Origin of the sequence: Intrasporangium zincisolvens, from assembly GCF_034724055.1 — a bacterium.
In the GTDB taxonomy this organism is placed as follows: domain Bacteria; phylum Actinomycetota; class Actinomycetes; order Actinomycetales; family Dermatophilaceae; genus Monashia; species Monashia zincisolvens.
On the sequence record NZ_JAWIIL010000001.1, the window covers coordinates 289,641 to 315,577 of the forward strand.

General features: G+C 72.7%; 14 protein-coding genes. 2 read left to right on the forward strand and 12 right to left on the reverse strand.

From position 1 onward, the window contains the following. Positions 1-37 precede the first annotated feature (37 nt). The 12 genes from RY076_RS01330 to RY076_RS01385 all read right to left on the reverse strand — a co-directional run bounded on the left by RY076_RS01330 (position 38) and on the right by RY076_RS01385 (position 21,458). Positions 38-1,129, reverse strand: a complete 1,092-nt coding sequence (locus RY076_RS01330) for an inositol-3-phosphate synthase (RefSeq protein ID WP_323095577.1) — start codon at positions 1,127-1,129, stop codon at positions 38-40. 3 nt (positions 1,130-1,132) lie between these two features. Beyond that, positions 1,133-1,816, reverse strand: coding sequence for a PadR family transcriptional regulator (locus RY076_RS01335; RefSeq protein ID WP_323095578.1), 684 nt, complete (start codon positions 1,814-1,816; stop codon positions 1,133-1,135). A gap of 240 nt (positions 1,817-2,056) precedes the next feature. Further along, complete coding sequence (locus RY076_RS01340) at positions 2,057-3,139, reverse strand: hypothetical protein (RefSeq protein ID WP_323095579.1); 1,083 nt, start codon at positions 3,137-3,139, stop codon at positions 2,057-2,059. Continuing rightward, complete coding sequence (locus RY076_RS01345; protein ID WP_323095580.1) at positions 3,136-3,654, reverse strand: SigE family RNA polymerase sigma factor; 519 nt, start codon at positions 3,652-3,654, stop codon at positions 3,136-3,138. Before RY076_RS01345 ends, RY076_RS01340 begins: the two co-directional genes overlap by 4 nt. Before the next feature lie 273 nt (positions 3,655-3,927). Next, on the reverse strand, positions 3,928-4,515 hold the full coding sequence (locus RY076_RS01350) for a hypothetical protein (RefSeq protein WP_323095581.1): 588 nt from the start codon (positions 4,513-4,515) through the stop codon (positions 3,928-3,930). A 320-nt stretch (positions 4,516-4,835) separates the two neighbouring features. Further along, positions 4,836-6,905, reverse strand: a complete 2,070-nt coding sequence (locus RY076_RS01355) for a S8 family serine peptidase (protein WP_323095582.1) — start codon at positions 6,903-6,905, stop codon at positions 4,836-4,838. After that, complete coding sequence (locus RY076_RS01360) at positions 6,902-9,040, reverse strand: copper resistance CopC family protein (protein ID WP_323095584.1); 2,139 nt, start codon at positions 9,038-9,040, stop codon at positions 6,902-6,904. Before RY076_RS01360 ends, RY076_RS01355 begins: the two co-directional genes overlap by 4 nt. Next, positions 9,037-9,561 carry a hypothetical protein gene (locus tag RY076_RS01365; RefSeq protein ID WP_323095585.1) on the reverse strand — a complete coding sequence of 175 codons (525 nt, stop codon included), beginning with the start codon at positions 9,559-9,561 and terminating at the stop codon, positions 9,037-9,039. The genes RY076_RS01360 and RY076_RS01365 overlap by 4 nt, the downstream gene beginning before the upstream one ends. A gap of 56 nt (positions 9,562-9,617) precedes the next feature. Continuing rightward, positions 9,618-12,566 carry a multicopper oxidase domain-containing protein gene (locus RY076_RS01370; protein WP_323095586.1) on the reverse strand — a complete coding sequence of 983 codons (2,949 nt, stop codon included), beginning with the start codon at positions 12,564-12,566 and terminating at the stop codon, positions 9,618-9,620. A gap of 16 nt (positions 12,567-12,582) precedes the next feature. Further along, positions 12,583-13,905, reverse strand: a complete 1,323-nt coding sequence (locus RY076_RS01375) for a multicopper oxidase domain-containing protein (RefSeq protein ID WP_323095587.1) — start codon at positions 13,903-13,905, stop codon at positions 12,583-12,585. A 3-nt stretch (positions 13,906-13,908) separates the two neighbouring features. Next, a complete protein-coding gene (locus RY076_RS01380) occupies positions 13,909-15,345 on the reverse strand; it encodes a multicopper oxidase domain-containing protein (RefSeq protein ID WP_323095589.1) in 1,437 nt (478 codons plus the stop codon). 62 nt (positions 15,346-15,407) lie between these two features. Then, a complete protein-coding gene (locus RY076_RS01385; protein WP_413785721.1) occupies positions 15,408-21,458 on the reverse strand; it encodes a hypothetical protein in 6,051 nt (2,016 codons plus the stop codon). 653 nt (positions 21,459-22,111) lie between these two features. On the opposite strand from RY076_RS01385, the gene RY076_RS01390 reads away from it, so the two are divergent. Then, a complete protein-coding gene (locus RY076_RS01390) occupies positions 22,112-24,343 on the forward strand; it encodes a transglycosylase domain-containing protein (RefSeq protein WP_323095590.1) in 2,232 nt (743 codons plus the stop codon). A gap of 10 nt (positions 24,344-24,353) precedes the next feature. Beyond that, entirely contained in the window at positions 24,354-25,721 is a 1,368-nt protein-coding gene (locus RY076_RS01395) for a glycosyltransferase 87 family protein (protein ID WP_323095591.1), read from the forward strand. Positions 25,722-25,937: the final 216 nt, after the last annotated feature.

Genomic DNA, 25,937 nt, shown 5'->3' on the forward strand with positions numbered 1-25,937 from the left:
GGTTCACGCGTCGGTCACGCGGTGGGGGAGCCGCTGGTCAGCGGGGCTCCTCGCCGCGGATGAAGGCCTCGAGCTTGGCGCGGCCGATCGTGTCCTCGCGCTGCTCCGGCGGGGACTTCATGAGGTAGGACGACGCCGAAAGGAGGGCGCCGCCGATGCCGCGGTCCTTGGCGATCTTCGCCGCGCGGATGGCGTCGATGATGATGCCGGCCGAGTTCGGGGAGTCCCAGACCTCGAGCTTGTACTCGAGGTTCAGCGGGACGTCGCCGAAGGCGCGACCCTCGAGGCGGACGTAGGCCCACTTGCGGTCGTCGAGCCACGCGACGTAGTCGGACGGGCCGATGTGGACGTTGCGGTCGTCCTTCTTGCCGGCGAGCGGGCCGGTGAGGTTGCTCGTGACGGCCTGGGTCTTGGAGACCTTCTTGGACTCGAGGCGCTCGCGCTCGAGCATGTTCTTGAAGTCCATGTTGCCGCCGACGTTGAGCTGGTACGTGCGGTCGAGCACGACGCCGCGGTCCTCGAAGAGCTTGGCCATGACGCGGTGGGTGATCGTCGCGCCGACCTGGCTCTTGATGTCGTCGCCGATGATCGGCACGCCGGCGGCCTCGAACTTGGCAGCCCACTCGGGGTCGGAGGCGATGAAGACCGGCAGGGCGTTGACGAAGGCGACGCCGGCGTCGATGGCGCACTGCGCGTAGAACTTGTCGGCGTGCTCCGAGCCCACCGGCAGGTAGGACACGAGGACGTCGACCTTGGCGTCCTTGAGCGCGGCGACGACGTCGACCGGCTCGGCGCCCGACTCGTCGATCGTCAGCTTGTAGTACTTGCCGAGCCCGTCGAGGGTGTGGCCGCGCTGGACCGTGACGCCCGTGGTCGGCACGTCGGCGATCTTGATGGTGTTGTTCTCGGAGGCGTTGATGGCCTCGGCGAGGTCCTTGCCGACCTTCTTGTCGTCGACGTCGAACGCGGCGACGAACTCCACGTCGCTGACGTGGTAGTCGCCGAACGTGACGTGCATGAGGCCGGGGACGGTGCCGGTGGCGTCAGCGTCCTTGTAGTACTCGACGCCCTGCACGAGCGAGCTCGCGCAGTTGCCGACGCCGACGATGGCGACGCGTACGGATCCCATGGATCACTCCTTGTTGTTGTCGGTGGTGCTCGGGGTGGTGCTGGAGGTGGTGCTGGAGGTGGTGCCGTTGGTGTCTGTGGGGGTGGTGGCCCCGGGCTCGTCGAAGGCCGACGGGCCCGGGTCGAGGGCGGCGCGTCGCTCGGCGACGATGAGCTCCTCGAGCCAGCGGACCTCGCGCTCGGCCCGCTCCTCGCCGTGCTGCTGGAGGGCGAGGGTGTAGCCGTCCATCCGCTCCCGGTTGCGGGCGGACGCGTCGCGGACGTTCGCCAGGCGCTCCTCGAGCCGGGAGCGCCGGCCCTCGAGGATGCGCAGGCGCACCTGCGCCTCGGTGCGGGAGAAGAAAGCGAACCGCACGTCGAAGTCGTCGTCGTCCCAGGCGTCGGGCCCGGAGGCGGCGACGAGGTCCTGGAAGTGCTCCTTGCCGTCGGCCGTCAGCTCGTAGGTGATGCGCGGACGGCGGCCGGAGCCGGCCGAGGGCTCCTCGGTCTCGTGGATCCAGCCGGACTCGACGAGGTGGCGCAGGGCCGGGTAGAGCGAGCCGTACGACAGGGCGCGGAAGATGCCGAGGGCCGTCGTCAACCGCTTGCGCAGCTCGTAGCCGTGCAGCGGCCCGTCGTGCAGGAGGCCGAGCACGGCGAACTCGAGCAGCGCGGCTCGGCGGCTCGTCGGACGCGAGGACTTCGGCACGAGTGTCACTCTACACGCAGATATATCGGCGCGATACATCTCGCCGACGCATCACCGCGACACCTCCGCGAGGAGTCCGGGTCGCGCGCCGCCGTCGCCGCCCTGGCACGCCGTCGGGCCGGGCGGCCGGATCGAGCTCGGGTTTCGACGCCTGGACGTCGATGGGTCCGTTCGGTCCGGCCACTCGGCCCGGGGAGGGTGCTGGGAAGGGGCTGGGGAGGGGGCCTCGCAGGGGGCGGGTCAGTGCTCCGGGACGTAGACGGCGACGAAGGCGGTGCCGGTCGGGGCCTTGCCCTCGGTCCGGAGGCCGACGGTGCCGGCCGCCCGAGCCGGCTGCGGGATGGTCTGCCACCCGCCGCTCGTGGCCCCGGCCTCCTGGTCCAACCCCGTGACGTAGGTCGTGCCCGCGTCCGGCGACGTGTCCGAGCCGGTCGATCCCGCCGTCACGAGGAACGGCACGCCGGCCGGAGTCGCTAGGTGGGGCAGCGGCGTCCTTGCGCCGGGCCCGGCCTGCATCGCGAGGAACCGGTACCGGTAGCCCTGGTGCTCCAGGACCGCGGGCAGCGACGCGACGGTCTGCCCCGACGCGTCGACGACGTCCTGCCGGGGGCCCTGCTCGTAGACGGCCCCGGTCAGCAGCGCGCCGTCGACGGCTGCCGGCTTCTTGGTGTGCGCGTCGACGAGCTGGACCCGGAGCCGGGCGGCCGTGCCGACGGTCAGGTCGGACCAGCCCTGGCCGGGCTCGCCGGGGGTTGCCCCGCCGGGGGGCAGGTCGCGGACCTCGGGACGCCGACCGGAACACTGGCTGCCGAAGAAGCCCTCCTTGCCCTCCAGGCCCACGGAGACCATGTAGGCCCGGGCTGCGTCGTCCGACAGGGCGGGGAGGTAGCACTCCGCGCCGACGGAGACGTGGGTGGTCCTGACGTCCCAGACGATAGTGAACTGTCCCTGGCCGGCGTCGCCGATGAAGCCGGCCGCGAGCGTGTCGTCGCCGACCTGGGCCCTGTACCGCAGGCCGTTCTTGACGACGTCGCCGCGGGCGTCCGGGACGGCGCGGTACGGCATGCCGTCCGAGCCGATCATCGGGACGGTCTTGGAGGCCGTGCCGGACGTGCCTGCAGGAACGGTCGGGGCCGGGCGGCCGACGTCGGTCAGGACGCCGACGGCCAGGGCGGCGACGGCGAGGGTGGCGGCGGCACCCGTGACCGCGCGGCGGCGCTTGGTGCGGCGGACCCGGGCGGCGACGCCGGCGCGGAAGTCGGGCGCGGGGCCGAGGTCGTCGGCGTGGACGGTCAGCTCGTCGCGCAGGTCGGTGAGGTTCATCGGGCACTCTCCTCGGCGGAGTCGTTTCGCAGGCTGGGGTCGATGCGGAGCTTGGCGAGCGCCCGGCTCGCCTGGCTCTTCACGGTGCCGACCGAGCACTGCATGATCTCGGCGGTCTCGGCCTCGGAGAGGTCCTCGTAGAACCGGAGCACGACGACGGCGCGCTGCCGCTTCGGCAGTCGCTCGAGCGCCCGCCACAGGTCGGTCCGGTCGTCGGCGCGGACGTCCTCGCCGCGTCGGGGGTCGTGCCGGGGGTCGGGGCGCTCGGGCAGGTCGGCCGTCGCCTCCTCGCCGTTCCAGCGGCGTCGCCACCAGCTCGAGTACGTGTTGACCATGATCCGGCGCACGTACGCCTCGGGCCGGGTCTCGATGCGGGTCCAGGCGAACCAGGCCTTGGCGAGAGAGGTCTGCACGAGGTCCTCGGCGAGGCCGCGGTCGTGGGTCAGCAGGTAGGCGGTGCGCAGCAGCGCGCTCGATCGCGCCTCGACGAAGGCGTCGAACTCCTGCCGGTCCACGGCGCCCCCTGTACGGCTCGTGAGTCGCGGTGGTGCGGCGTCGGTCCCGCCCGCGAGGTCCAGTGTGGTCGTCACACCCGGAACGACCGGCTGGACCCGCCGGGAGGTTGCACGCGATCCGCCCTGCTTTTCTCGACGGCCCCGGGGAGGACGCGCGCCGCCTGTGCGGTGCTCCCCGGCGCGCGCCCTCCGGTTCGGTGGTGGGGTTCGGGCAGGGTGGGGTTCGGAGTCAGACCGGGGCCCGGTGCCGGGGGTGGGCTGCGGGCTCGGTGGTCAGGCGAGGGCGGTGCAGAGGTTCTCGGCGCTGCCCGCGGGCCCGAGCGTGAACGAGCGCGTGCCGTCGGTCTCGAACGTCACGCCGGTGCCGTGGCCGGACAGCACGTAGATGCCGGTGCCGGGCGTGCTGCCCGGAGGCATCGTCGCGGCGAACGGCCCGTGCTGCGAGGTGAGGGAAGCCGGCGAGCCGTCGGGGTTGAAGACGTAGACGCCGGTGCCGCCGAGGTCGCGCACCACCGACGCGCCGGACGTGAGGTTGGTGAAGCGGATCGTCAGGTCTCCCCGCCACACCTGCTCGCGCGGCGAACCGTCGGGCCACGTGGCCGTCGTCCGGTACTCCTCGGCCTGGCTGACGACGTCCTCGCGCACGTCGAAGCCGCACGTGGACCGGGCCGCCGGCACGACGAAGCTGCTCTGTTCGACGTAAGGCGTCCACGGGGTGTCGGCGCTCGCCGCGCCCGCCGACGCGACGACGGCCGCGGCCGAGATGGCGGTGGCTGCTGCGGCGGCCGCTGCGACGGGGCGTCGCGATGGTGCGCGGCCGGCGGTACGGGGGCGGGTGGGGGCGGTCGTGCGGCGGTGCATCGGATCTCCTAACCACTCGTTCGGATTCATGTGGTTAGCAGTCAAGGGCTCGCGGCGCGACGGGTCAAGGCCCGGCCGGTGACCGTGACCCGTCCGAGACCTCCGGCACCCGGTCGGCCCAGGTCGGCGCTGGACGGTGCCGACAGTCCTCCGACGCCCTCAGCGTTGCTCCACCCCACGAGCCACCGGAGAGGCGTGCATCCCGCCCCGACCTTGGCTCACCATGCGGAGCAACGCTGAGGACGCGGCACGAGGACGTCGACACCAGGGGAGGCCGACGCGTCTTCCCGATCGAGCGGTCCTGCGCCCGGTCCGGCCGACTAGGTGACGACGAGCGTCAGCGTCACGCTGTGCGTCGCCCCACCTCCCGTGCCGGTCACCGTCACCGTGTACGTGCCGCGACGCGTCGTCGACGACGGCCTGATGTCGAGGCGCGAGGTGCCCGGCGCCGCGACCGGGTTGACCGTCCACGACGACGTCGCACCGGCGGGCAGGAACGACCGCGACAGCGTGACCTTCCCGGTGAACCCGCCGGAGGCCCCGATGGTCAGCGGGTAGCTCGCCGTCTGGCCGCGCTTGACGGTGCGCGAGGTCGGCGAGGCCGACAGCGTGAAGTCGGGCACCGCGGTGACGACGAGCGTCATGGTCGCGGTGCGGGCCAGCCCGCCGCCCGCCGCCGTGACGGTGAGCGGGTAGGAGCCCGGCACGACGCCGGCGCCCGTGGTGACCGACAGCGTCGAACTCCAGGCGCCCGGCCCGAGCGCGACCGGCGAGAACGTGCCGGTCGCCCCCGTCGGCAGGCCCGTGACGGACAGGGACGTCGCGGAGGCGAAGCCGCCCGCGGGCGTGGCTGTGACGCCGAACGTCACGGCGCCACCGGCGCGCGTCGACGCCGACCCAGGGGACACCGCCAGAGCGAGGTCGGGGGTGGGTGCGGGTACGGTGGCGGCCCACGCGTCGGCCGCCGGCACGTCGACCCGTCCGGCGCCGTACCGGTCGTCGGCCCCGGCGGTACCGAGGTCGTGCGCGGTCGCGACGAGGCCCTGCTCGAGCGTCGACGCGGCGAGGTCCGGGTGCGCGCCGAGCAGCAGGGCCAGCGCTCCGGTCACGTGCGGCGCGGCGACCGAGGTGCCCGACGCGTACGTGTACGTGTCGTACCGGTCGGCGACGAGCACCGAGACGCCCGGGGCCACGACGTCCGGGAAGACGCGCGTGCGCCCGCCGCACGTCGAGGGCCCCGAGCTCGAGCCCGACCAGATCGTGTCGGTGGCCGACACCGCACCGACCGACAGCGACTCCGGGTAGTTGGCCGGGCTGGCGCTCGTCGACGCGGACGCCCCGAAGTTGCCGGCCGCGAACACCGGCACGATGCCGGCGGCGCGCAGGGCGCGGACGTCCGGCTGGAAGGAGAGGTCGCACCCCGGCCCGGCGCCGAGGACCCACGACGCGTTGACGACGCGCGGCGCGTCGGCCGTCGACGGGTCGTGGTCGGGGTCGAGGACCCACTGGAAGGCCTGGTGGATCGCCGTGGCGCTCGCAGCGCCCCGGTCGTCGAACACCCGCGCCGCGATCCACGACGCCCCGGGCGCCATGCCGTAGGAGGTGCCGGCGCCGTCGCCGCCGACGACGAGGCCGGTGGTGGCGGTGCCGTGCCCGCTGAGGTCGACGGGCGTCGCGTGCTGCCCGTAGGGGTCGAACCAGCTGTTCGTCCCGCCGCGCCACCGGGACGCGAGGTCGGCGTTGCTCGTGTCGACGCCGCTGTCGAGGGTCGCGACGACGACTCCCTGGCCGGTCTGGCCCGCGGCCCACATGCTCGGCGCGCCGACGGCGGTGAGGTTGGGCTCCGCCGGCGCCGCGACCGGCGTCACCGTGATGGCGTCGGGCGTCACGCTCGCGACGTCCGGCCGGGCCGCGAGCTCGCGGACGGCCGCCGGCGAGGCGGTGACGGCGACGGCGTCGGTGACCCACAGCGGCGTCTCGGCGCCCACCTCGCCGGCCGCGGCCAGCGCGTGCAGCCGCGCACGCAGGGGGGCCTGGCTCGTGCTCGCGTGCTCGCGCAGCCGCTGGACGACGGCGGCGAGCCGGCGGTCGCGCGCCTGGGCGGGCAGGCCCGAGAGGTCGGCGCGGGCGCGGAGCGTGACGAGCACGCGGACGTGCCCCGACGCCGGGGCCGTGCCGAGGGTGCGGGCCAGCGGCGCCGATACGGTGGCGGGCACGGTCGAGCCCGAGCCCGGGTTGCCTTGTGCGTCAAGGGGACTCGCGACTGCCGGGGCAGTGAGCAGCGCGCCGACGAGCGTGGCGGCCCCGAGGGCGGCGGATCCGAGGACGCCGGCGCGGGCCGCGACGCGGCGGGTGGGCAGGTCGGTCGACGGGTGGTTCGACGGGTTCATCGGGTCATCGCCTTCTCGAGGTGCTCGTCCTCGCTGCTGCGGCCGGGTCCGGCACCACCGACTCCCGCGGGGGGTGACCAGGGGGAGGGGGAGTCGGTGGCGCGGGGTCGGCGCCGCACGGCGACGACGGTCGCGAGCGCGAGGAGCATCGCGACGGCCAGGCCGCTCGTGACGAGCTCGAGCGGGGTGGTGGCCCCGGCTGCGGCGGTGGACCACGGGACGAGGACGACGGAGTCGGGGCGCCCGGACCGGTGCACGACGACGGCCGCGGTCCAGTCGGCGCTCGTGGGTACGGCGGCGGTGCCCTCCCAGCGCCCGGGCTCGACCGGGCGCAGCGTGACGGTGCCGGCCGGGGCGAGCCCCACCTCGACGCCGGCGGGCGGTGCTGGCAGGGGGCGGACGACGGCCTCGGTGCGCACGACGAGGCGCAGCTGCTCGCCCGTCGGGACGGCCTCGAACGTCACGAAGAGGCCGTCGACGGTGGCGCTGTGGGGCGCGGTGACCGCCGCTGCGGCCTGCACCTCGCGCGCCGTCGGCACCGACGTCATGAGGGCGGCCACGGCGACCGCGCCCGCGAGGACGAGGGCCTCGACGGTCACGGTCACGGCGAGCCGGCGCCGCCGCGGGCGCCAGCCGGCCCCGAGGCGCAGCACCCGGCCCACGCGTGCCGACACCGCCGGGTTGACGAGCACCGTGTTGTAGCCCGCGAGGGCGAGGGCCACGGCGACGAGGAGCAGCTTGGCGAGCACGCCGGTGCCGTAGACGCTGCGGGTGGCCGTCGACACCGACTCGACGTGCCGCCCCGCCTCGTAGAGCCCGGTCCCGACGAGGACGACGGTCGAGGCGGCCGCCATCGGGCTGAAGGCCCGCCAGGCCCGCGGCGACACCGAGCGGCGGGTCGCGGCGTCGAGGCGCATGAGCGGCACGACGGTGACGACGAGGACGAGCAGGCCACCGGCCCACACCCCCGCCGCGAGCACGTGCAGGGTCGCGGCGAGCGCGGCCGGCACCGACCGGGCCGGCAGCGTCGACGCGTGGCCGGCGAAGCCGTCGAGCGACGCGGCGACGACGAGCGCGCCGAGGGCCACCCGGGCCGGACGCGTCCAGGCCCGCGGTGTCGGTGCGGCCCCCGTCGTCGCGCCGGGCGCGGTCACGTCGGCGGAGGCCCCGCCGACCGCAAGGCCGCCGGAACCCGACCGCCGGCTCGCGACGACGAGTCCGACGAGCCCGGACGCGACGGCGAGCAGCCGCAGCACCCAGAGGACGCCCCAGGTGCTGCCGAGGAGGACCTCACGCACCGCGGACGTCAGCGACGCGCCCTGCCCCGGCGCGCCGGCCGACGCATCGAGGCCGGCCCGTGCGGTGAGCACCGGCACGGCGGCCGCGGCCGAGAGGGACACCGCCGCCCCGAGGGCCCCGAGCCGCAGCACCCGACGCCGCAGCCGCGCACCGGTGGCCCCGAGCTGGGTGAGGACCCGGCCGGCGACGGCGAGGGCGCCGAGTGCGAGGAGCGTGCCGCCGAGGTCGGCGAGGCGGGCGACGACCTGGGCGGGGTCGGGCGCGGGCCCGGACGCCCCGGCCGGCACGCCGTCGGGCCGGAAGCCGGCACCGAAGACGACCGTGCCGCGCGTCGCGTGGCCGTCGAGGGCCACGACCGACCAGGCGATCGTGTAGGTGCCCCGCTCGAGCGGCGGGGTGCGCAGGTGGACGACGGCGCCCGACGCGTCGAGCGTGGCGGTCGTCGCGACCGGCGGGGCCGACGCGTCGCTCGGGCGGACGCTGAACGCGCTGCCGGAGGCGGACACGGGCTCGCCGAACCACAGCGTCAGGCTGGTGCGGCCGGTGGCGACCATGCCCCCGTTCGGCGGGTCGGAGCGCTCGAGGGCACTGTGCGCCGACGCCGCGCCGGCCCCCGAGACGAGCGCGACGAGCACGAGGAGGGCCGCGGCGACGACGGCCCGCAGGATGCCCGGCGCCCCCGCAACCCCGCTGCGCCGCGTCGGGAGGATCGCGGCTGCCAGGGTGAAGGGGCGCCGGGTCGGCCTGCAGGACAGGGAGACCCGCGATGCGGATGACGACAGGGTCGGGCGCGCGGCCCGCCGGGCAGCGGGCTCACGGCGGGCCGCGACGGTCATGCGCGGGCCACCACGTGCTCGAGGCGGACGTCCCCGACGATGACGGTCACCTTCGTGCCGTCGCGCACCGCGTTCTGGGTGTTGGCCATCATGAAGAAATACGTGCCGCCGAGCTTGAGGTCGGCCTTGTGGTTGTGGGGCCGCGACAGCATGACGAGCGTCGCGCCGGTGTCCTCGGCGACGAGGATCGGGCGCCGGTCGTCCTGGTGCAGCAGCAGACTCGCCTTGTCGGGGTCGACGACCTGGTAGCGGAACTCGATCATCCCGCCCTGGGCCGTGACGCCGAGCAGGGAGAGGTTGACGCCCGTGGCCGCCGCGAAGTCCTGCGCGCTGACGGCCCGGGTCCCCGAGCGCACGTCGTCCGCCGCCCGGACGGCCGCCCGCGTCCCGATGGCGATGCCGATGGCGAGCAGGGCGAGCACAACGAGGACGATGACCGCCCTGGCCCGTCGGCGTGGGCGGGCCCGACCGGGAGCGGCGGAGTCGCGCGGGTCCGGTGCGGTGAGGGTGGGGGCGGTCATCGCCTCGCTCCTTCCGACGGGGCGCCGGCCCGGGGGTGGCCGGCGCCCGTCTCGGGTCAGCGGATGTCGAACGCGTCGACGTCCAGGTTGGAGTTGGTCATGCCGTGCAGCGAGCCGTCGAAGTACGTGCTCCACGTCGTGCCCGTGCGGTGGATCACGTCCTCGTCGGCCGCGGTGCCGAGGCCGGTGATGGCCGCGTCGGCGCTGAAGGACAGGTAGTAGTCCGTCGCGCTGACCCACGTGACGCCGTCGACGTTGGCGGTGGCCGGGATCCCGACCGTCGTCGCGTCGAGGGCCCGCGTGTACGTGCTGCCGCTCGTCCACCGGTAGATGTCGGCGTCGTCCCCGGCCGCCCCCGTGACTCCCGACGGCGTCGTGTTCGTCGCGAGGGAGAAGTAGAGGACGCGGCCGGTGCCGGTGCCGGTGACGCTGATGGCGTCGACGTTGGCGGTGATGCCGTGGGTCGAGCCGTCGTAGTACATCTGCCACGTGGCGCCGTTGCGGTAGAGCACGTCCTCGTCCTGGACCGTCCCGAAGCCGGTCACGGTCGTCGGGCCGGTGAACGAGACGTAGAAGTGCGTGTCGTCCTCTCGGCTGTAGCCGTCGACGTTGGCGGCCGTCGGGACACCCATGGTCGTCAGGTCGTGGAGCCGGGAGTGACTCGCGCCGTTGAACAGGTAGATGTCCGAGTCGTCGGCCGTGCCGGCCACGCCGGGCGGGTTGGTGTTGCCCGCGGTGGAGTAGCGCAGCTGGTGCGTGACGGTGACCGTCCGGGTCACGACCGCGCTCCAGTTGCCGGCGGCGTCGCGGACCCGGAAGGAGAGGGTCGCGGCGGCGTCCGGGAAGCCGGAGGTGTCGATCGTGCCGCTGATGGCGCCCGCTGCCGTGATCGACAGCGCGGTGCCGTTGCCGACGCCGGGGTCGGCGCCGCGGAACCACTCGACGTTCGTCAGTGCGGACCGGGCGTCGGTCGCGGTGCCGGACACCGTGACGGTGTTCGTCGCCGCGTTCGGCGTCGCCGTCAGGGTCACGATCGACGGGGCCGTCTTGTCGACGTGCAGCACGACCTGGCCGGCCGCGCCCCAGTTGCCGGCGGCGTCGCGCCCGCGGACCCACAGCGTGTGCGAGCCCTCGGTCATCTGCCGCACCGTGGCGAGCGGGATGTCGAGGTAGACGTTCTCCATCGGGCCCGACCACGCCCCGTCCGAGGCCTCGACCGGAATGCCGGAGCCGAGCGGGCCGAGCGTGTCGACGAAGGCCTCGCCGGCCACGACGGTGCTCTGCGCGGCGCCGACGGTCGACGCGGGATCGGTCAGGGTCGCCGACAGGCGCACCGACGGCGTCGCGCCGTTGACCGGCTGCAGGCCGTTGTTCGGGTCGGGGTCGACGCCGACGGCCGACGCTGTGGGACCGGTCTTGTCGACGACGAGGGTCGCCGTCGCCGGGTCGCCCCAGTTGCCGACCGAGTCCTGCGTGCGAACTGACACCGTGTGGCTGCCCTCGGCGAGGAGGTTGACCGTGGCGGCCGGGATCGTGCCGGTCACGCTCGCCACCGGCCCAGAGGTCGCGACGGTCATCGCGGCGGGGGTGCCGCCGTCGATCGACAGCTGGGCCGCGCCGATGGCGTGCCCACCGGAGGCGGAGTCGTTGCCGGTGGCGCTGACGGCCACGGCGACCGAGCCGTTGGTGCGCTCGGGTGCGAGCACGACGCCGCTCGTCGTGGGCCCGACGACGTCGTTGCCGGTCACGAGGACCGAGCTCCACGGACCCCAGCTCCCGCCGGCGTCGCGACCGCGCACGTAGACGACGTGCTGGCCGGACGCGATGGCGACGGGGGCGGTGACCGTGACCGTCGGCGTCCCGAACGACCCGCTCATCGCGGTCGCGGTGGCGGCGACCGAGTCGAGCCGGTACTCGGCCGCGGTGACGGCGCTGCCGCCGGTCGCGACGTCACTGACCGTCGCGGTCAGCGTGCCGCTCGCCCAGGCGACGCCGGTCGTGGCCGGCCCCGCCGAGTCGGGGGCGGCGACGCCCGTTCCGGCCACGGCGACGACGGCGAGCATGCCGCCGGCTCCGGCCGTGTTCGAGTTGTGCAGCGTCAGGCTCGCGTCGTAGACGGCGAGGCGACGGTCGGTCGCGGTGGCCGGCAGGGAGACGAGCGCGTCGGCGGTCTGGCCGGGACCGAACGTCTCGGCGACGTACGTGCGCGAGATGTCGGTGGCCCCGTTGCGCAGCTGGCTGCCGTCGACGCCGACGAGCCGCTGCGAGGCGCCGAGGACGCCCATCGAGCGGTAGGAGAGCCCGGCGTTGACGTAGCGCAGCAGGAGCGTCTGCCCCGACGCCGCGGCGATCGGTGCGTTCTGCGGGTGCACCTTGCCGTTGACGGTGAAGTAGCGCGGCTTGAAGTTGCGCAGGTCGAACCCGGCCGGGTTCGCGCTGGCGTTGAGCGCTGGGTCGATCTCGCCGAGCACGACCGGGGCCGACGCGTCGAACGCCGTGCCGGCGTCGTCGTAGGCCTGGGCCGGGTTCGTGGCCCGCACGACGAGGGCGCCGTAGAGGCCCATCGCCACCTGGTGCTCGCTGTTCGGGGTGAGGCCCGCCTCGTAGAGGTAGGTGCCCGGGCGGTCCGCCGTGAACGTGTACGTGCGGGTGCCGCTCGGGATGCCCGTGGTGTCGGGCACGAGCGACTGGCCGCCGATGTGCAGGGCGGTGTTCTCGGACAGCGTGTTGTGCAGGGTGATGGTCACCGTGTCGTGCTCGTCGACGGTGAGCACGGGGCCACCGGGAGCGGTGACCGCCGAGCCGTCCGAGCTGTAGCCCCAGACCGTCAGCGGGGAGGCGAGCCCGGGAAGGCTCGTCGAGCCGCTGACGGCCCAGAGGTCGATGGAGCGGTCGGCGGCGTGCGCCGAGCCCGCCGGGCCGAGCAGCAGCCAGGCCGCCGTGAGCAGGCCTCCGGTCGCGAGCGACCGGATCAGGACGCGCGGTGCGCGGGTGCGTGTCGTCATCGGATCCACCTCTTCCTCAACCGCACGTGTTCGGGGCCGGCGGTTCGATCCGCATGTACGTGATGGGACCGGTCATCGTCACGCCCCACGAGGTGATCTGGTACAGCGCGTGGTTGTGGCTGATGATGTAGTACTCGCCGCACTGGTTGAGGGTCTGCACCCCCGGCGGCAGGGCCTGCGTCGAGCCGAGGTACGGGCTGCCGCTGTAGAACGTGCCGACGACCTGGTTGGCGAGGCTCGGGACCGTCACGGTCACCGGGTTGCTCGGGCTGTAGCCCTCGGCGTCGTACCACTTGAAGAGCACGTCCCACGTCTGGCCGGGGCCGATGTTGATGGCGAACTTCTCCATCGACAGGTCGCCACCGGAGGGGCTCTTCAGCGGGTGGCCGTCACGGCCGACGACGAGCCCGTTGTTGCCGTGCGGGTGGAACGGGTAGTCCTCGCTGCCGACGCTGAGGTAGCGGGCCAGGCCGTTGAGCGGGTGCGTCACCGGGTCGTAGGGCTTGACCGTGGCGAGCGAGCCGTACGGCTGGTTGGGCAGCCACGACGCGCCGTTGTCGGCGATGCTGTCGGGGTAGCCGCGGCCGTTGATGAGCCAGTACCGCGCCTTGTAGTTGTTGAGGTTGAAGCTCTTGTGCGCCTCGGCCGCCTGGTGCTGGTAGGGGTCGATCTCCGAGAGCAGGACCATGAACTCCTCGGTCGGGTTGAACCGGCTGTCGGCGGAGTCGTAGGCGTAGTCGTCGCCGAGGCTCGGGCGCACGACGATCGCGCCGAACAAGCCCATCCGCACCTGCTTCTCCGGGTTTGTGCCCGACTCGTAGAGGTAGGTGCCCGGACGCGACGCCGTGAACGTGTACGTCGTCGTGCCGGTCAGGGCGGCGGCGCCGGGCGCCAGGCTCGTCACGAGGCCGGCGCCGTCGACCTGCGGCTGCGAGGCGACCCCGTCGGCGCGGACGTCGTCCATGCCCGGGAAGACGATCGAGGTCGGGTCCTCGAGGGTGTTGTGGAGGATGACAGTGACGGTGTCGCCCTCGTGGACGCACAGCACCGGACCGGGGTGCTGGAACGGGTCGAACCCGCTCGAGTAGCCCCACATGTACGCGGTGTTGCCGTCCGGCAGGTCGATGTAGCCGGTGCGCGTCGTCAGGTCGAAGACCGGGTTGGCGGGAGCGGATCCGCCCGAGGTGCAGACGATCCCGTTGCGCGGCGGGGCGTCGGCCGTGGCCGGAGCGCCCTGGACGACCGCCGCACCGACCGCGCCGAGCGCGGTGACCGTGGCGGCGGCCAGCACGCGTCGCAGGGAGGACCCGCGACGCCGGAGACGTGGTGTGAGGCTCATGGCTCAGTTCCCCCAGTCGTTCGGGTAGCTCTGCGGGCCGACGCCGCTCGCGTACACCCGGATCTCGGTCGCCTGACCGCCGAACCCGCCCGGTGCGAGGTTGTTCGAGCGGTTGAACGCGCGGTTGTAGAGGTAGTACGTGTCGTAGGCCCCCGACCCCGTCTTGGGCGGGGCCGTGAACACGACGTCGTAGCTCTCGCCCGGGCCGATGTTGAGCGTCTCGGTCTCGTACGAGGTGTCGGTGCCGTCCCGGCCGCGCATCGGCGTCGCATCGCGGCCGACCACCCGCATCCGGATGCCGCTCGTCGTCATGGCCGACTCGCGGAACCCGAGGTTGGCGAACCGCAGCGCCACGCGCTCGCCCGAGTTGCACCGCACGAGAGAGGAGTTCGGCTGGTACTGGAGGTCAGGGCGTCCGGCCGGGGCGATGAGGTCGCCGCTCGGGTCGAACGTGACGCCCGACTCGGTGTGGAACGCGTTGACCGACGGTCCGTTCGGCTCGAGCGTGTCGGGGTAGACGCGTCCGTTGAGGAGCGCGAAGTCGGCCCGGTAGTCGCTCCACTCCGGCAGCTGGATGTGCGCGTCGGCCCAGTGGGCCTCGGCCCACACCTCCGACAGGAACATCGCGAACTCGCGGTCGTGGCCGGTGGAGCCGTCGCCGTCGTTGTAGAGGAACTTCGTGTACGTACGCCCCTGGTAGGTCTTGCTCTGGCCGTCCTGGATGGGCCGGACGAAGACGAGGCCCGTCATGCCCATGTGCACGTGCTCGACGTCCTCGACGTGGCAGTGGAACATGTACGTCCCGGGGTCCCGCGGCCGGTAGACGTACGTGAACTCGCGCCCGGCCGGCACCGACACCGAGCCCGTCGGCTCCCCGTCGAAGAACGGGATGACGTTGCGGAACCCGTGCCAGTGCAGGGTGTGGGCGTCGAAGAGGTCGGGCCGCAGGGCGAGGCCCAGGTTGGTCAGCTGGACGCGGAACTCGTTGTGCGCGTTGGGGTCGTACTGGTCGACCCAGAAGAGCGGCGCCGAGTGCTGCGCCTTGTTCTTCTGCGCGAGCCGCTGCGTCGTCGTCATGCCGGTGACGTTGCGGAACCCGAAGACGTAGGTCGTCAGGCCGGCCGGCGCGAGGTTGTCCGGGTGGTACGGCGGGATCGCCGGCGTCGGGGGCAGGTGGATCCAGCCGTCGGTGCCGGCGAGGTAGAGGTTCGCCGGCGCGTCGGCCGCGGAGGCCACCTGCTCGGGCGCGAGCACGCGCCCGCCCCAGGTGCCGACGCCGGCCACGAGGGCCGCGCCCCCGGCGAGGCCGAGGAACCGGCGCCGGCTGACGCCGTGCCCTGCCTCGGCGGCCGCGCCGGGAGCGTCGGTGGGTCCGGTGGCGAGGGTCGCCACCGCGTCGGGCGTGGGCACGCCCGGCTCGGTCGGGTGGAGCGTGTCCATGGTGTCCCCTTGTCGTGAAGGAGCGGTGGGCTGGAGGTGCGGCTCGGGGCCGGGGCGACCGGTCATCGGACCGGCCCCCCGATCCCGGGCGCGGGGCGGGCGCCGGCGCGGGCCGCGGCGGCCGCGGGTGCGGTCGCACCCGTCGGCAGCGAGAACGCGTCGATGTCGTGGTCGGTCGCCGTGAGCCCGCGGGCCGTGCCGTCGAACCAGACCGACCACGTGCCGAGGGAGGTGGCGCTCGCGCTCTGCCAGTACACGACGTCCTCGTCCTGGACGGTCAGCGAGCTGAGCCCGCCGGTGAGGATGAGGTTGTTCGTGCCGTCGAACGAGAGGTACACGTGCGTGGCGTCCACGTACGTCGCCGCGTCCACGTGGGTCAGCGGCAGCACGCCGTGCACCGACGCGTCCCAGACCCGTGCGTAGGCCGTGCCGTTCCAGCTGTAGAGGTCGTTCATGTCGGTCGTCCCGCCGACCCCCGGCGGGCGCTGTGCCCCGGCGGTGCCGAAGTACAGGACGCCGCCGCGGACGGTGATCGAGTCGACGTCGAGCTGGGCCGTGGTCATGCCGTGGGCGGTGCCGTTGAAGAACACCGACCAGGCGCTGCCGTTCCAGTAGACGACGTCCTCGTCCTGGACCGCCCCGAGTCCGGGGAGGGTCGTGTCGTTGCTGAACGAGGCGTAGAAGTGCGTCGCATCGACCATCGACAGGCCGTCGAGGTTGGCCGCGGCAGGCACGCCGTACGGCGCCGCGGTGACGTCGATGCTCCGGCTGAACGTGTTCGACGGCGTGTTCCACGCGTAGACGTCGGCGTCGTCGGCCGTTCCGGTGACTCCCGGCGGGTTCGTGTTGCCGGTCGTCGAGAAGTAGAACGCCGGTGTCGAGGGCGGCGGCGTGACGGTGCCGCCCGGCGACTCGTCGGATCCTGCCTCGTAGCCGCCGTTCGACGGACGTCCGTCACCGTCGATGTCGGTCGTCGGCATCGCGACACCACCGGCCGAGGCCGCGCCGAGGTTGCAGGCCGGCGAGGCCGACCCGGTCGCGCACGACGCCAGGTGGTAGTCGCCCATGAGGTCCGGCGGCTGCTCCACCGCGACGACGTTCGCGTCGACGAAGGCCGGGTTCTGGCGCCACGTCGCGAACGACACCGACAGGGCGTACGGGCGCACGACCTGCGGGTCCGTGAACCGGTTCGTGGCGCTCGCGGTGTACGGGTGCGACGCGTCCTGCTGGATCACCGAGCTCGTCGGCGCGAGCAGGCCCGTGCCGTCGGCGTTGCCGACCGCCCACTCGTCGACCGGCGACGCGTCACCGGCCAGGCCGATGCCCGTCACGGTCGTGCCCGCACGGGTGCCGGCACGGTTGTCCCACAGGATGTTGTCGAACATCAGCGGCTGGCTGAAGACGGGCGAGCCCGCGGGCAGCGTCGCCTGCAGCTGGTCGCTGTTGGTCGCCGTGGAGACACCGGCCGGGGCCGGCAGCCCGTTGGACGTCACGGCGGTGGCCGTCGTGATGTTGCCCATGATCGTGTTGCCGTAGATCCGCACGTTCGGCGCGTCGTCGATGGCGATGCCGCCGCCCTCGTGCGTCGAGACGTTGTTCGCGATGACGTTGTTGTAGACGTTCATCGGGAAGTTGCCCGCCATGAGGAACCGGATGCCGCCGCCGTCGTCGTTGGCGAGGTTGCCCTGGATCTGGTTGTTGTTGATGGTGACCGCGCCGGATCCGGGCGACAGCGTCGTCGGGTCGGCGGGCAGCTGACCGGCGATCATGATGCCGGCACCCTCGTCGTTGGAGTTGTTGAGCGTGATCCGGTTGTGGTGCACCGAACCGCCCGGGCTGTAGCCGTACACGCTGAGCCCGGCGCCGTACTCGAGGGTGAAGTTGCCGCAGATGTCGTTGCCGGCCACCTCGTAGCCGTCCGAGCCCGCGAAGAGCCCGATGGCCCCGGCGAGGTTGGTGCCGGCGTTCTGCACGATGCGGTTGTTCGCGATCCGCACGTGCTCGTTGTGCTGGTTGGTGTCGGGCGCCAGCAGGTCGGGCGTACCGATGCGGATGGTGCCGTAGCCGCCGCCGTTGTTCTCGACGACGTTGTTCGTCACCTGCAGCTGGCGCACGTAGGCGTTGGCGAAGATCGCCCCGCCCTGCGTCACGATGTTCGGCGGCAGGTTGTTCAGCTGCCCGGTCAGGTCGTTGAGGTTGCCCGGGAAGCCCTGCTGGTCACCGCCGCGGATGTCGAACCCGTCGACGGCCGGCTTGAAGGCCGAGGCGGTGTCCGGGAACGTGTTCGCCTGGGCGAGCAGGTAGATGACCGCGCCGTCGTTGACGGCCTGGTTGCCGGCCCACGTCATCGCGTCGACGCGGGTGAACCAGTCGGTCGCGAGGTCGGTGTCGCCTCCGAACGCGCTGCCGTCGATGATGGTGCCCTGGATGTGCGGGCTCGTCGGGGTCGACCCCTGGAACCCACCGGCGCCGATGCCCTGGAGCTTGACCGGGGCCGACACCACGAGGTTCTCGTAGTAGGCACCGCGCGGGTTCGTCACGGGCACAGCGGTGTTCGGGTAGACGACCACGAGGTCGGTGCCGGAGCTGGTCCGTGCGTCGTCGAGCGCGTTCTGGATGGCGTGGCTGACGCCTGCCGTGCCGGTCTGGCTCGCCGTGCTCGCGGGGTTGTACCGCGCGTTCGAGGCGAGAGCGCCCGGGCCGACGGTGTAGACGTTCGGGCTGTACCCCGTGCCGAGCACGTGGAAGGTGATGCCGTTGACCGTCTTCATCCCGTTGGACGCGGCGATGACGAGCGTGTGCGGGCCGGCCGTGACGTTCGTGGCCGGGTTGGTGCCCACGGTCGGGATCGCCAGCTGGATCGTCGTGTCGTTCCAGGACTGGTAGGCGCTCGTCGGCAGCGCGACGCCGTCGAGGGTGACGGTGCCGGTGCCCCGGGTGGCCCCGAAGCCGAGACCGTTGATGCTGATGTTGCGCGCCGTGCCGACGTCGGTGCTGCGCACGAACGGCTTGGACACCGAGAACAGCTGCGGCTGCACCGCGTCGATCGGGCAGGACACGGTCGTCGGGCTCGTGCCCGGCGTGCCGATGCTGACACCCACCTGGGTGGGGGCGAGGTCGGTCGGGATGGTCACCCCGGGCATGGCCTCGAACTCGGTCGCGATGGTCCGGAACCGCGGGTTGTAGTCCTGGTTGAGCGCTCCTGGCACGCCGGGGTCGTTGCCGACGAACCGGTACATGCCCGTGCAGACACCGGACGGCGTCGGGCAGGAGATGTGGTCGGTCGAGGGCATCAGGACGTCGTAGATGCCGTTGAAGTCCGAGTGCGCCGTGTAGACGAGCCGGTTGGTGAAGTCGTAGATCCCGACCGGGGCGTAGGGCACGCCGGCCTTGTCACCGAAGCCGGTCGTCCGCTTGTCGACGGAGAAGTTGAGGTCGTCGACGATGAGCCCGCGCATCCGCGAGGGCAGCGGCACGTCGGTGAAGACGTTGAACATCGGCACGATCGACTTGCCGTTGTTGAGGTCGACGAGCTTCTGGTCGCAGCGCGGCTTGGCCGTTCCCTCGTAGGGCGAGCCGCCCATGTCGACGAACGGGTTGTTCGACACCGGCGAGGAGGCCGGCACGGTGACACCGGTCGGCAGGCCGTTGGTGCCGTCGCCGGTCTTGGCCGGGTAGTCGTCGGTGCCGTCGCCGGCGACGTCGACGGTGTGCAGGGAGCCGACGCACGCCGGCGGCGGCACCTGCGGCACGACGGTGTCGCCGCGGGCGATGTTGATGTCCTCCTCGGAGGTCACCGAGTACATCGGGTTGCCGCTCTTGTCGTTCGGCACGTCGATCTGCACGAGGTAGCTGTGGCCGCCCGGCAGCGGGGTGAAGGCGTCGTTGCCGGAGGCGTCCGTGCACGTCGGGTTGGCCGGGTCGGACGCGTCGAGGGTGCCGGTGAAGCAGCCGTCACCGAAGCCGTAGTTGCCGTCGACGGCGGCGCCGAAGTTGGCGTCCGGCGTGCCCTGGTCGGTGGCGTACGGGCCGACCTGGACGCCCTGGACGAGGGCCGCGAGGCACTCGCCGGTGCTCGCCTGGTCCGGCACGAGGACGTCCTCGTCGGCCGGGTGGGAGAAGGGCTTGCCGTCGGCGTCGCGGGCGACGCAGCCGGTCGGCCGGCCCCACGACTCGGACATGTACGTGTTGAGCAGCGGGCCGTGCTTGTACGAGCCGTCGGCCGCCAGGGCGTACGTGTCGGTCGGGTCGCAGGGCAGCGAGCCGTCGGCCGGGCAGTCCACGGTGTCGTAGAGCTTGACCGGGACGTTCGGGACGCCCGGCTGCCAGTCCTCGGCCGCCGCGTACTGCGGGTCCAGCTCGTTGCGGGTCGTGTCGTAGCTGATCGACCCGACGATGCCGCCGTTGCGCGGGCCGCCCTTGGTGCCGGCCGCGTCGTACTTCTGCACGCCCCAGTCGACGGTGCCGGACAGGCCGATGATCGGCAGCAGGCTGACGTCGACGCCCGAGCCCTTGACCGTCGTCGGCGTCGGCTGGTTGTCGGCCTGGTAGGTGACGCCGGTCGTGTAGAACGAGTCGGAGTAGGCCTCGAGGATGAACCACTCGGCCAGCGGGTAGCCGCTCTCGAAGCGGTAGTAGCCGGTGCTGTCGGTGGACACGGCGTTCGAGCCGCGGTCCATGAGCGAGTTGTCCTTCTTGCGCAGCGTCAGCGGGAACTGGGCCACGCCCTGCTCACCGGGGTCGCGCTTGCCGTTCTTGTTGTCGTCGAGGAAGACGTGGCCGGTGACCTCGGTCCACCAGCCGTTCATCGGCAGCTGCTTCATGTCGACGGCCCTGCCGCCGGACACGGTGACGTTGACGAGCATGAGGATGTAGTCCTGCGGCTCGTCCCACCACGTCAGCTGGTAGGTGCCGTCCGGCACGTGCGGGATGGCGAAGCTGCCGTCGGCGTCGCCGCGCCCGACCCAGACGGCCTGGTCGCCGTTGTCGAGGTCGTTGAGGGAGAGCACCGGGTTCGCGATCGGCTTGTCGAGCTTGCTGCCCGTCATGCCGTTGTAGAGGTTGAAGCTGCCGCCGACCGGCGGGTAGTACTGCTTGGCCGCCACGACGACGCCGGTGATCGAGCCGGACGCGGTGGCGCCGAGGCTGTTGTGCGGGTGCACGAAGCCGAACTGCGGCGTCGGCACCGGCTCGCCGGCCACGGTGAACTCGGTGTCGTAGCCGGTGGCGCCCTCCATGAGCCACGTGTCGAAGTCGTGGTTGCCCTCGAGGGTCGTCGTCTGGATCCAGTCGGTCCCGTCCGGCGGCGTGATCGTCGTCGTGTACCGGTTGGTGCCGAGGTGCGGCACCGCGACCATGCCGGTCGAGTCGCTGAAGCACTTGCCGCCGACGGTGTCGACGATCGGCAGGCCCTCGGCGTCACGGGACGCGGAGCTCCACGGGATCATGTGGGTGTCGGGGTTCTCGCCGACGTACGTCGTGCACAGCGGGTTGCCGTAGATGTCGGTCGTGACCTCGCCGAGCGTGTCGTTGATGTGGGCCTGGAAGCCGGCGAGGCCGTCCTCGCCGTTGTCGATGGCGCCGTTGGTCGACGCCTCGTCCTGGAACACGTAGGCCCGCAACGTGGCGTCGGGCAGCGGGTCCGGCTGCACGCCGATGTCGACGGTGCCGTCGGCGCTCGGCACGGCGAAGTGGGCGCCGTCGATCTTGTAGCCGTCGGCGAGCACGGTCACGAGGTAGTTGCCGTCGGGCAGCGTGAGCGAGGCGCCGCCCGCGAAGTCGGCGCTCGTGCCCTGGCGGTAGATCGGGGCCGCGCCCGGGTCCTCGAGGATCGAGGGCCACGTGCAGCCGGCCGGGTAGCCGGGGTCCTCGGCCGAGCAGCCGGAGCCCGGCTGCGGGCCGCCGGCGGGGTCGCTCTTGCCGCTGTTGTCGACGTTGATCATGTAGCGGAAGTCGGTGACCGCGTCGCCCTCGGTGACCGGCGGGTTCGCGTGCGCCTCGGTGCGGGCCGCGTGCAGCTGCACGTGCACGTCGTTCGTGGCCGCGTGCGCGGGGACCGCCGCGAGCAGGGGAACGGACACGAGCGTGCCGACCGCGAGTGCCATCGCACCCACGGCCGACACCAGGCGTCGTGCCGGGCCACCGCGCAGGCCGCCCGGGCCACCTCGTCCGCCTCGTCCGCCTCGTCCACGCGGTCGGACGCGGCGGCGTCCGGCCGCGTGCTCGTGCCGGGCGCGCGCGCCGGCGGTCCGGGCGCGCCGGGACGTCGGCGTCGTGCCGTCCGTCCCCTGCGTGCCGATGGTCGCAACCTGGCCGTGTTCGTCCATCCGACTCACCTCTGCCCTCCGAGCACCCGCCCCGGGCGCTCGCCTAGGGGTCATGTCACCGCTCGGCGCGGGCCGCGAAGCCCGGAACCCGTCGGGCCGTCAGCGATCCGTGTGGGCTGCGTCACCCCGGCGTCAGGCGCGGCGTCACGATGCGTCAGCCGGGGGTCAGCGACACCTCACCCCGCCGTCAGGAACCCGTCAGGTGGGGTGGACGGCGGCGGGCGGGTCAGGGGCCGGGCGGCCGGCCGGATGAGGGCGGGTGAGGGTGGGGGCCGGCGGACGGGTACGTCTGTCGCAGGACCTCGGGAGCACCGGTGGACAGCCTGTGCGGCCTCTGTGAGGCTCGTCCTCTCGTTTGGGTTTCCGGCGTCGCGTCGCGTCATACTGATGAGCGGCCCGGGGCGGAAGCCCGGGCCACATCGCTGAAACGGAGTGGATGAGTGAGTCAGAGCAGGCGCGAGGTCCGTGCCGCCCAGCTGTCGGCCGCCAAGGCCGGCGGGCGTGGTGGCGATGCTCGGAGCAGCGGCGCTGACGGCGGACGCACCGGCTGGAAGAAGTGGGTGGTCGGGACCCTCAAGTGGGGCTCGATCGCCGGCGCCGTGCTGTTCGTGCTCGGGATCGTGGGCGTCTTCATCGCCTACAACAAGATCACCATCCCGGCGGCGAACGAGATCGCCAACCGGCAGGTGTCGATCGTCTACTACAGCGACGGCAAGACCGAGATGGACCGCATCTCCTCCCAGGACGGCAACCGCGAGTCGGTCAAGCTCGCCCAGGTGCCGAAGGCCGTCCAGGAGGCGCACATCGCCGCCGAGGACCGCACCTTCTACGCCAACAACGGCATCTCCGTCGGCGGCATCCTGCGCGCCGTCAAGACGAGCGTCACCGGCGAGGCCCAGGTCGGCGGCTCGACGATCACCCAGCAGTACGTCAAGAACTACTTCCTGACCCAGGACCGCACGGTCAGCCGCAAGGCTCGCGAGATCCTCCTCGCCATCAAGATCGACGGCCAGCGCAGCAAGTCCCAGATCCTCGAGGACTACCTCAACACCATCTACTACGGCCGTGGCGCGTACGGCATCCAGTCCGGCGCCAAGGCCTACTTCGGCAAGGACGTCGGCAAGCTCACCGTCCAGGAGGGCGCGGTGCTCGCTTCCGTCATCAACGCGCCCTCGCTCTACGACCCGGCCAACGGCGCGAAGGCCAAGGCCAACCTGCAGCAGCGCGTCGGCTACGTCCTCGACGGCATGGTCACCGAGGGCTGGCTGAGCCAGGCCGAGCGCGCCAAGTACACCGAGCTGCCGAAGATCCTGCCGTTCAAGCCGAACCAGTTCTCCGCGGGCCCGAACGGCTTCATCACCGCCCAGGTCAAGCGCGAGCTCATCGCCAAGGGACTGACCGAGCAGGACATCGACCAGGGCGGCCTGCGCATCACGACGACGATCGACAAGAAGGCCCAGGGGGCCGCGATCCAGGCGATGCAGGACAACCTGCCGAAGAAGGTCCAGGGCGGTCTCGTGGCGATCAAGCCCGGCGACGGCGCGGTCCTCGCGATGTACGGCGGCGCCGACTACCGCAAGAACCAGTTCAACTCGGCGACGCAGGCGATCATGCAGGGCGCCTCGAACTTCAAGCCGTTCGCCGTGCTCGCCGCCGTCCGCGACGGCATCTCGACGAAGACGAAGTTCGACGGCGACCAGCCGCAGGAGATCGCCGGCACGAAGATCACGAACTTCGGCGACCGCTCCTACGGCATGGTCGACATGCGCCGGATGATCGGCCGCTCGATCAACACGGCCTTCGTCAACCTCAACAACACGATCACCCCGAAGCTGACGCGTCAGGCGGCGATCGACGCCGGCATCCCGGAGCGCACGCCCGGCCTCGACACCACGCTGACCAACGTCCTCGGCACCGCCTCGCCGCACGTCATCGACATGGCCACCGCCTACTCGACGATCGCCGGCCAGGGCGTCCGGTCCAAGCCGTACTTCGTCAAGAAGGTCACCTCGACGACGAGCGACTTCAGCTACCAGGCCAAGCCGGAGACGCGTCGGGCGTTCGACAAGGACGTCACCGCGGACGTCACCGACGCCATGACGTACACGGTCAAGGACGGCGGCACCGCCACCAAGCTGCAGCGGCTCGACCGCCCGATCGCCGGCAAGACGGGTACCTCGTCGTACGCCAGGTCGATCTGGTTCTCCGGCTTCGTGCCGCAGCTGGCCGTCTCGGTCGGCATGTACAAGCCCGACGCGAACGGCAACCCGCAGCAGCTGACGAGCGCCGAGGACACCAACCTCACCGGTGGCACCGTCCCGGCCGACGTCTTCTACGACTTCATGAAGATCGTCATGGACGGCGTGCCGGTGCAGGACTTCCCGAAGCGCGCCGGCATCGGCGACGACAAGGTCCCCACGCCGACGACGACGTTCACGCCGACGCCGACGACGACGACGACCGAGACGACGACCCAGGCCCCGACGACGACCACCGAGACGCCGACGCCGACGAAGACGAAGGGCACCGGCAAGCCGACGCCCACCGGCCCGCCGACCGGTACCGGCACGTTCACGCTGCCCTTCCCGTCACCCTCGTCCACCGGTCCCGGCGGTGGGGGCGGCGGCGGAGGTGGCGGAGGTGGCGGCGGCGGTGCCGGCGCCGGCGGGTGACGTCCCGGTGATGCGCGTCTCCGCCCGCCGTGACGACCCGGTCGTCACGGCGGCGTCGGAGGTCATCGGCGGACCCCGCGGCCGCTACGCCACGGGTCGCGAGCTGCCGTGGGTGCTCACCGCGGCCATCCTCTCGGCGCTCACCGCGGTGACGGCCGGGCTCGGCATCCTGCTGCGGGCGCCGTGCCTGCGCACCGGGTTCACCGGCGACACCCAGTTCTGGAGCGCGTGCTACGCCGACCTGCCCAACGCCTACCGCGACGGCAACGTCAAGGCGGGGCTCGCCGCCTTCCTCCAGGGCGGTTCCGACGCCCCGACCACGGGCCAGCCGCCCCTGACCGGCCTGGCCCTGACCGCCGTCGCGAGCCTCGTGCCCGACGACGGGTCGCTGCGCACGCGCGCCGCCTGGTACTTCGCGCTGTGGTCGGTGCTGCTGACGCTGCTGCTGCTCGTCGTCGTGTGGTGCGTGGCGTCCTCGGCGTTCTCGGCGTGGTCGGCCGCGCACGTCGCCCTCTCGCCCGTCGCCGCCCTCGTCGGGTTCGTCTCGGCCGACCTGCTCGGCGTCGCGCTCGCGAGCGCGGGCCTCTGGGCGTGGTCGCGCCGCCGACCGACGCTCGCGGGCGTGCTGCTCGGCGCGGCGATCGCCGCGCGCAGCTACCCCGTGCTCCTCGTCATCGCCATCGGCCTGCTGTGCCTGCGCTCCGGCCGGAAGCGCGCCTTCGGCCGGCTCGCGCTCTACACGTTCCTCACGTTCGGCGGCATCCTGTCGCTCGTCTCCTTCCTCAACCCGGCGGCGGCCGCGTCGGCCTACCTCGGGTGGTCCTCCTCGCCCGCCGGCTACGGCTCGCCGTGGCTGCTGCCACAGCTGGCCGGGCACGCGATGCCCGACGGCGTCGTCACCGCGCTCGCCGCCGTCGGCTGGCTGCTGGCCCTGCTCGCCGGGGCGGTGCTCGCCCTCGCGTCCGCCCGCCGGCCCACCGTGGCCGAGGTGTCGCTCGTCATGGTCGGCATCGTCCTGGTGACCGGCAAGTCGTTCACCGTGCAGAGCTCGCTGTGGCTGCTGCCCCTCATCGCGTGGTGTGCGCTCCAGTGGCGCGAGCACCTGCTGTGGGCCGGCGCCGAGGCGCTCAACTTCGTCGCCGTGTGGCTGACGATCGCCGCGACGACCGTGCCCGACCGCGGGCTGCCGCCGGCCTGGTACGCGTTCTTCTCGATGCTGCGCGTCGTCGCGGTGCTGTGGCTCGTCGCCGTCGCGTGGCTGCGGGCGCGCGACCGCTGGGGGCGTCGCGGCACGGCCGAGGACCCGGTGGCCGAGCACGACGACCTCGCCGGTCCGATGACCGGCGCCGACGACCGTCTCATCGTCCGCTTCGCCTGACGCGCGGGGCCGGCGATCACCGCCCGGCTCGATTTCGCCGGGGGTGGGCCCGCCCGGTAGTCTTGCCGGGTTCGCCGTGCGCCCCGTGGCCTGTGGAGAAGCCCGACCCCTGTCGGACCGATCTGGTTGGCTGTCACCCGTGGCTCACGGCGGGACGTTTGCAACCCTCCTGTCACGGGAGAGACCCGTGACCGCCGAGACCAGAGGAGGTGGGTA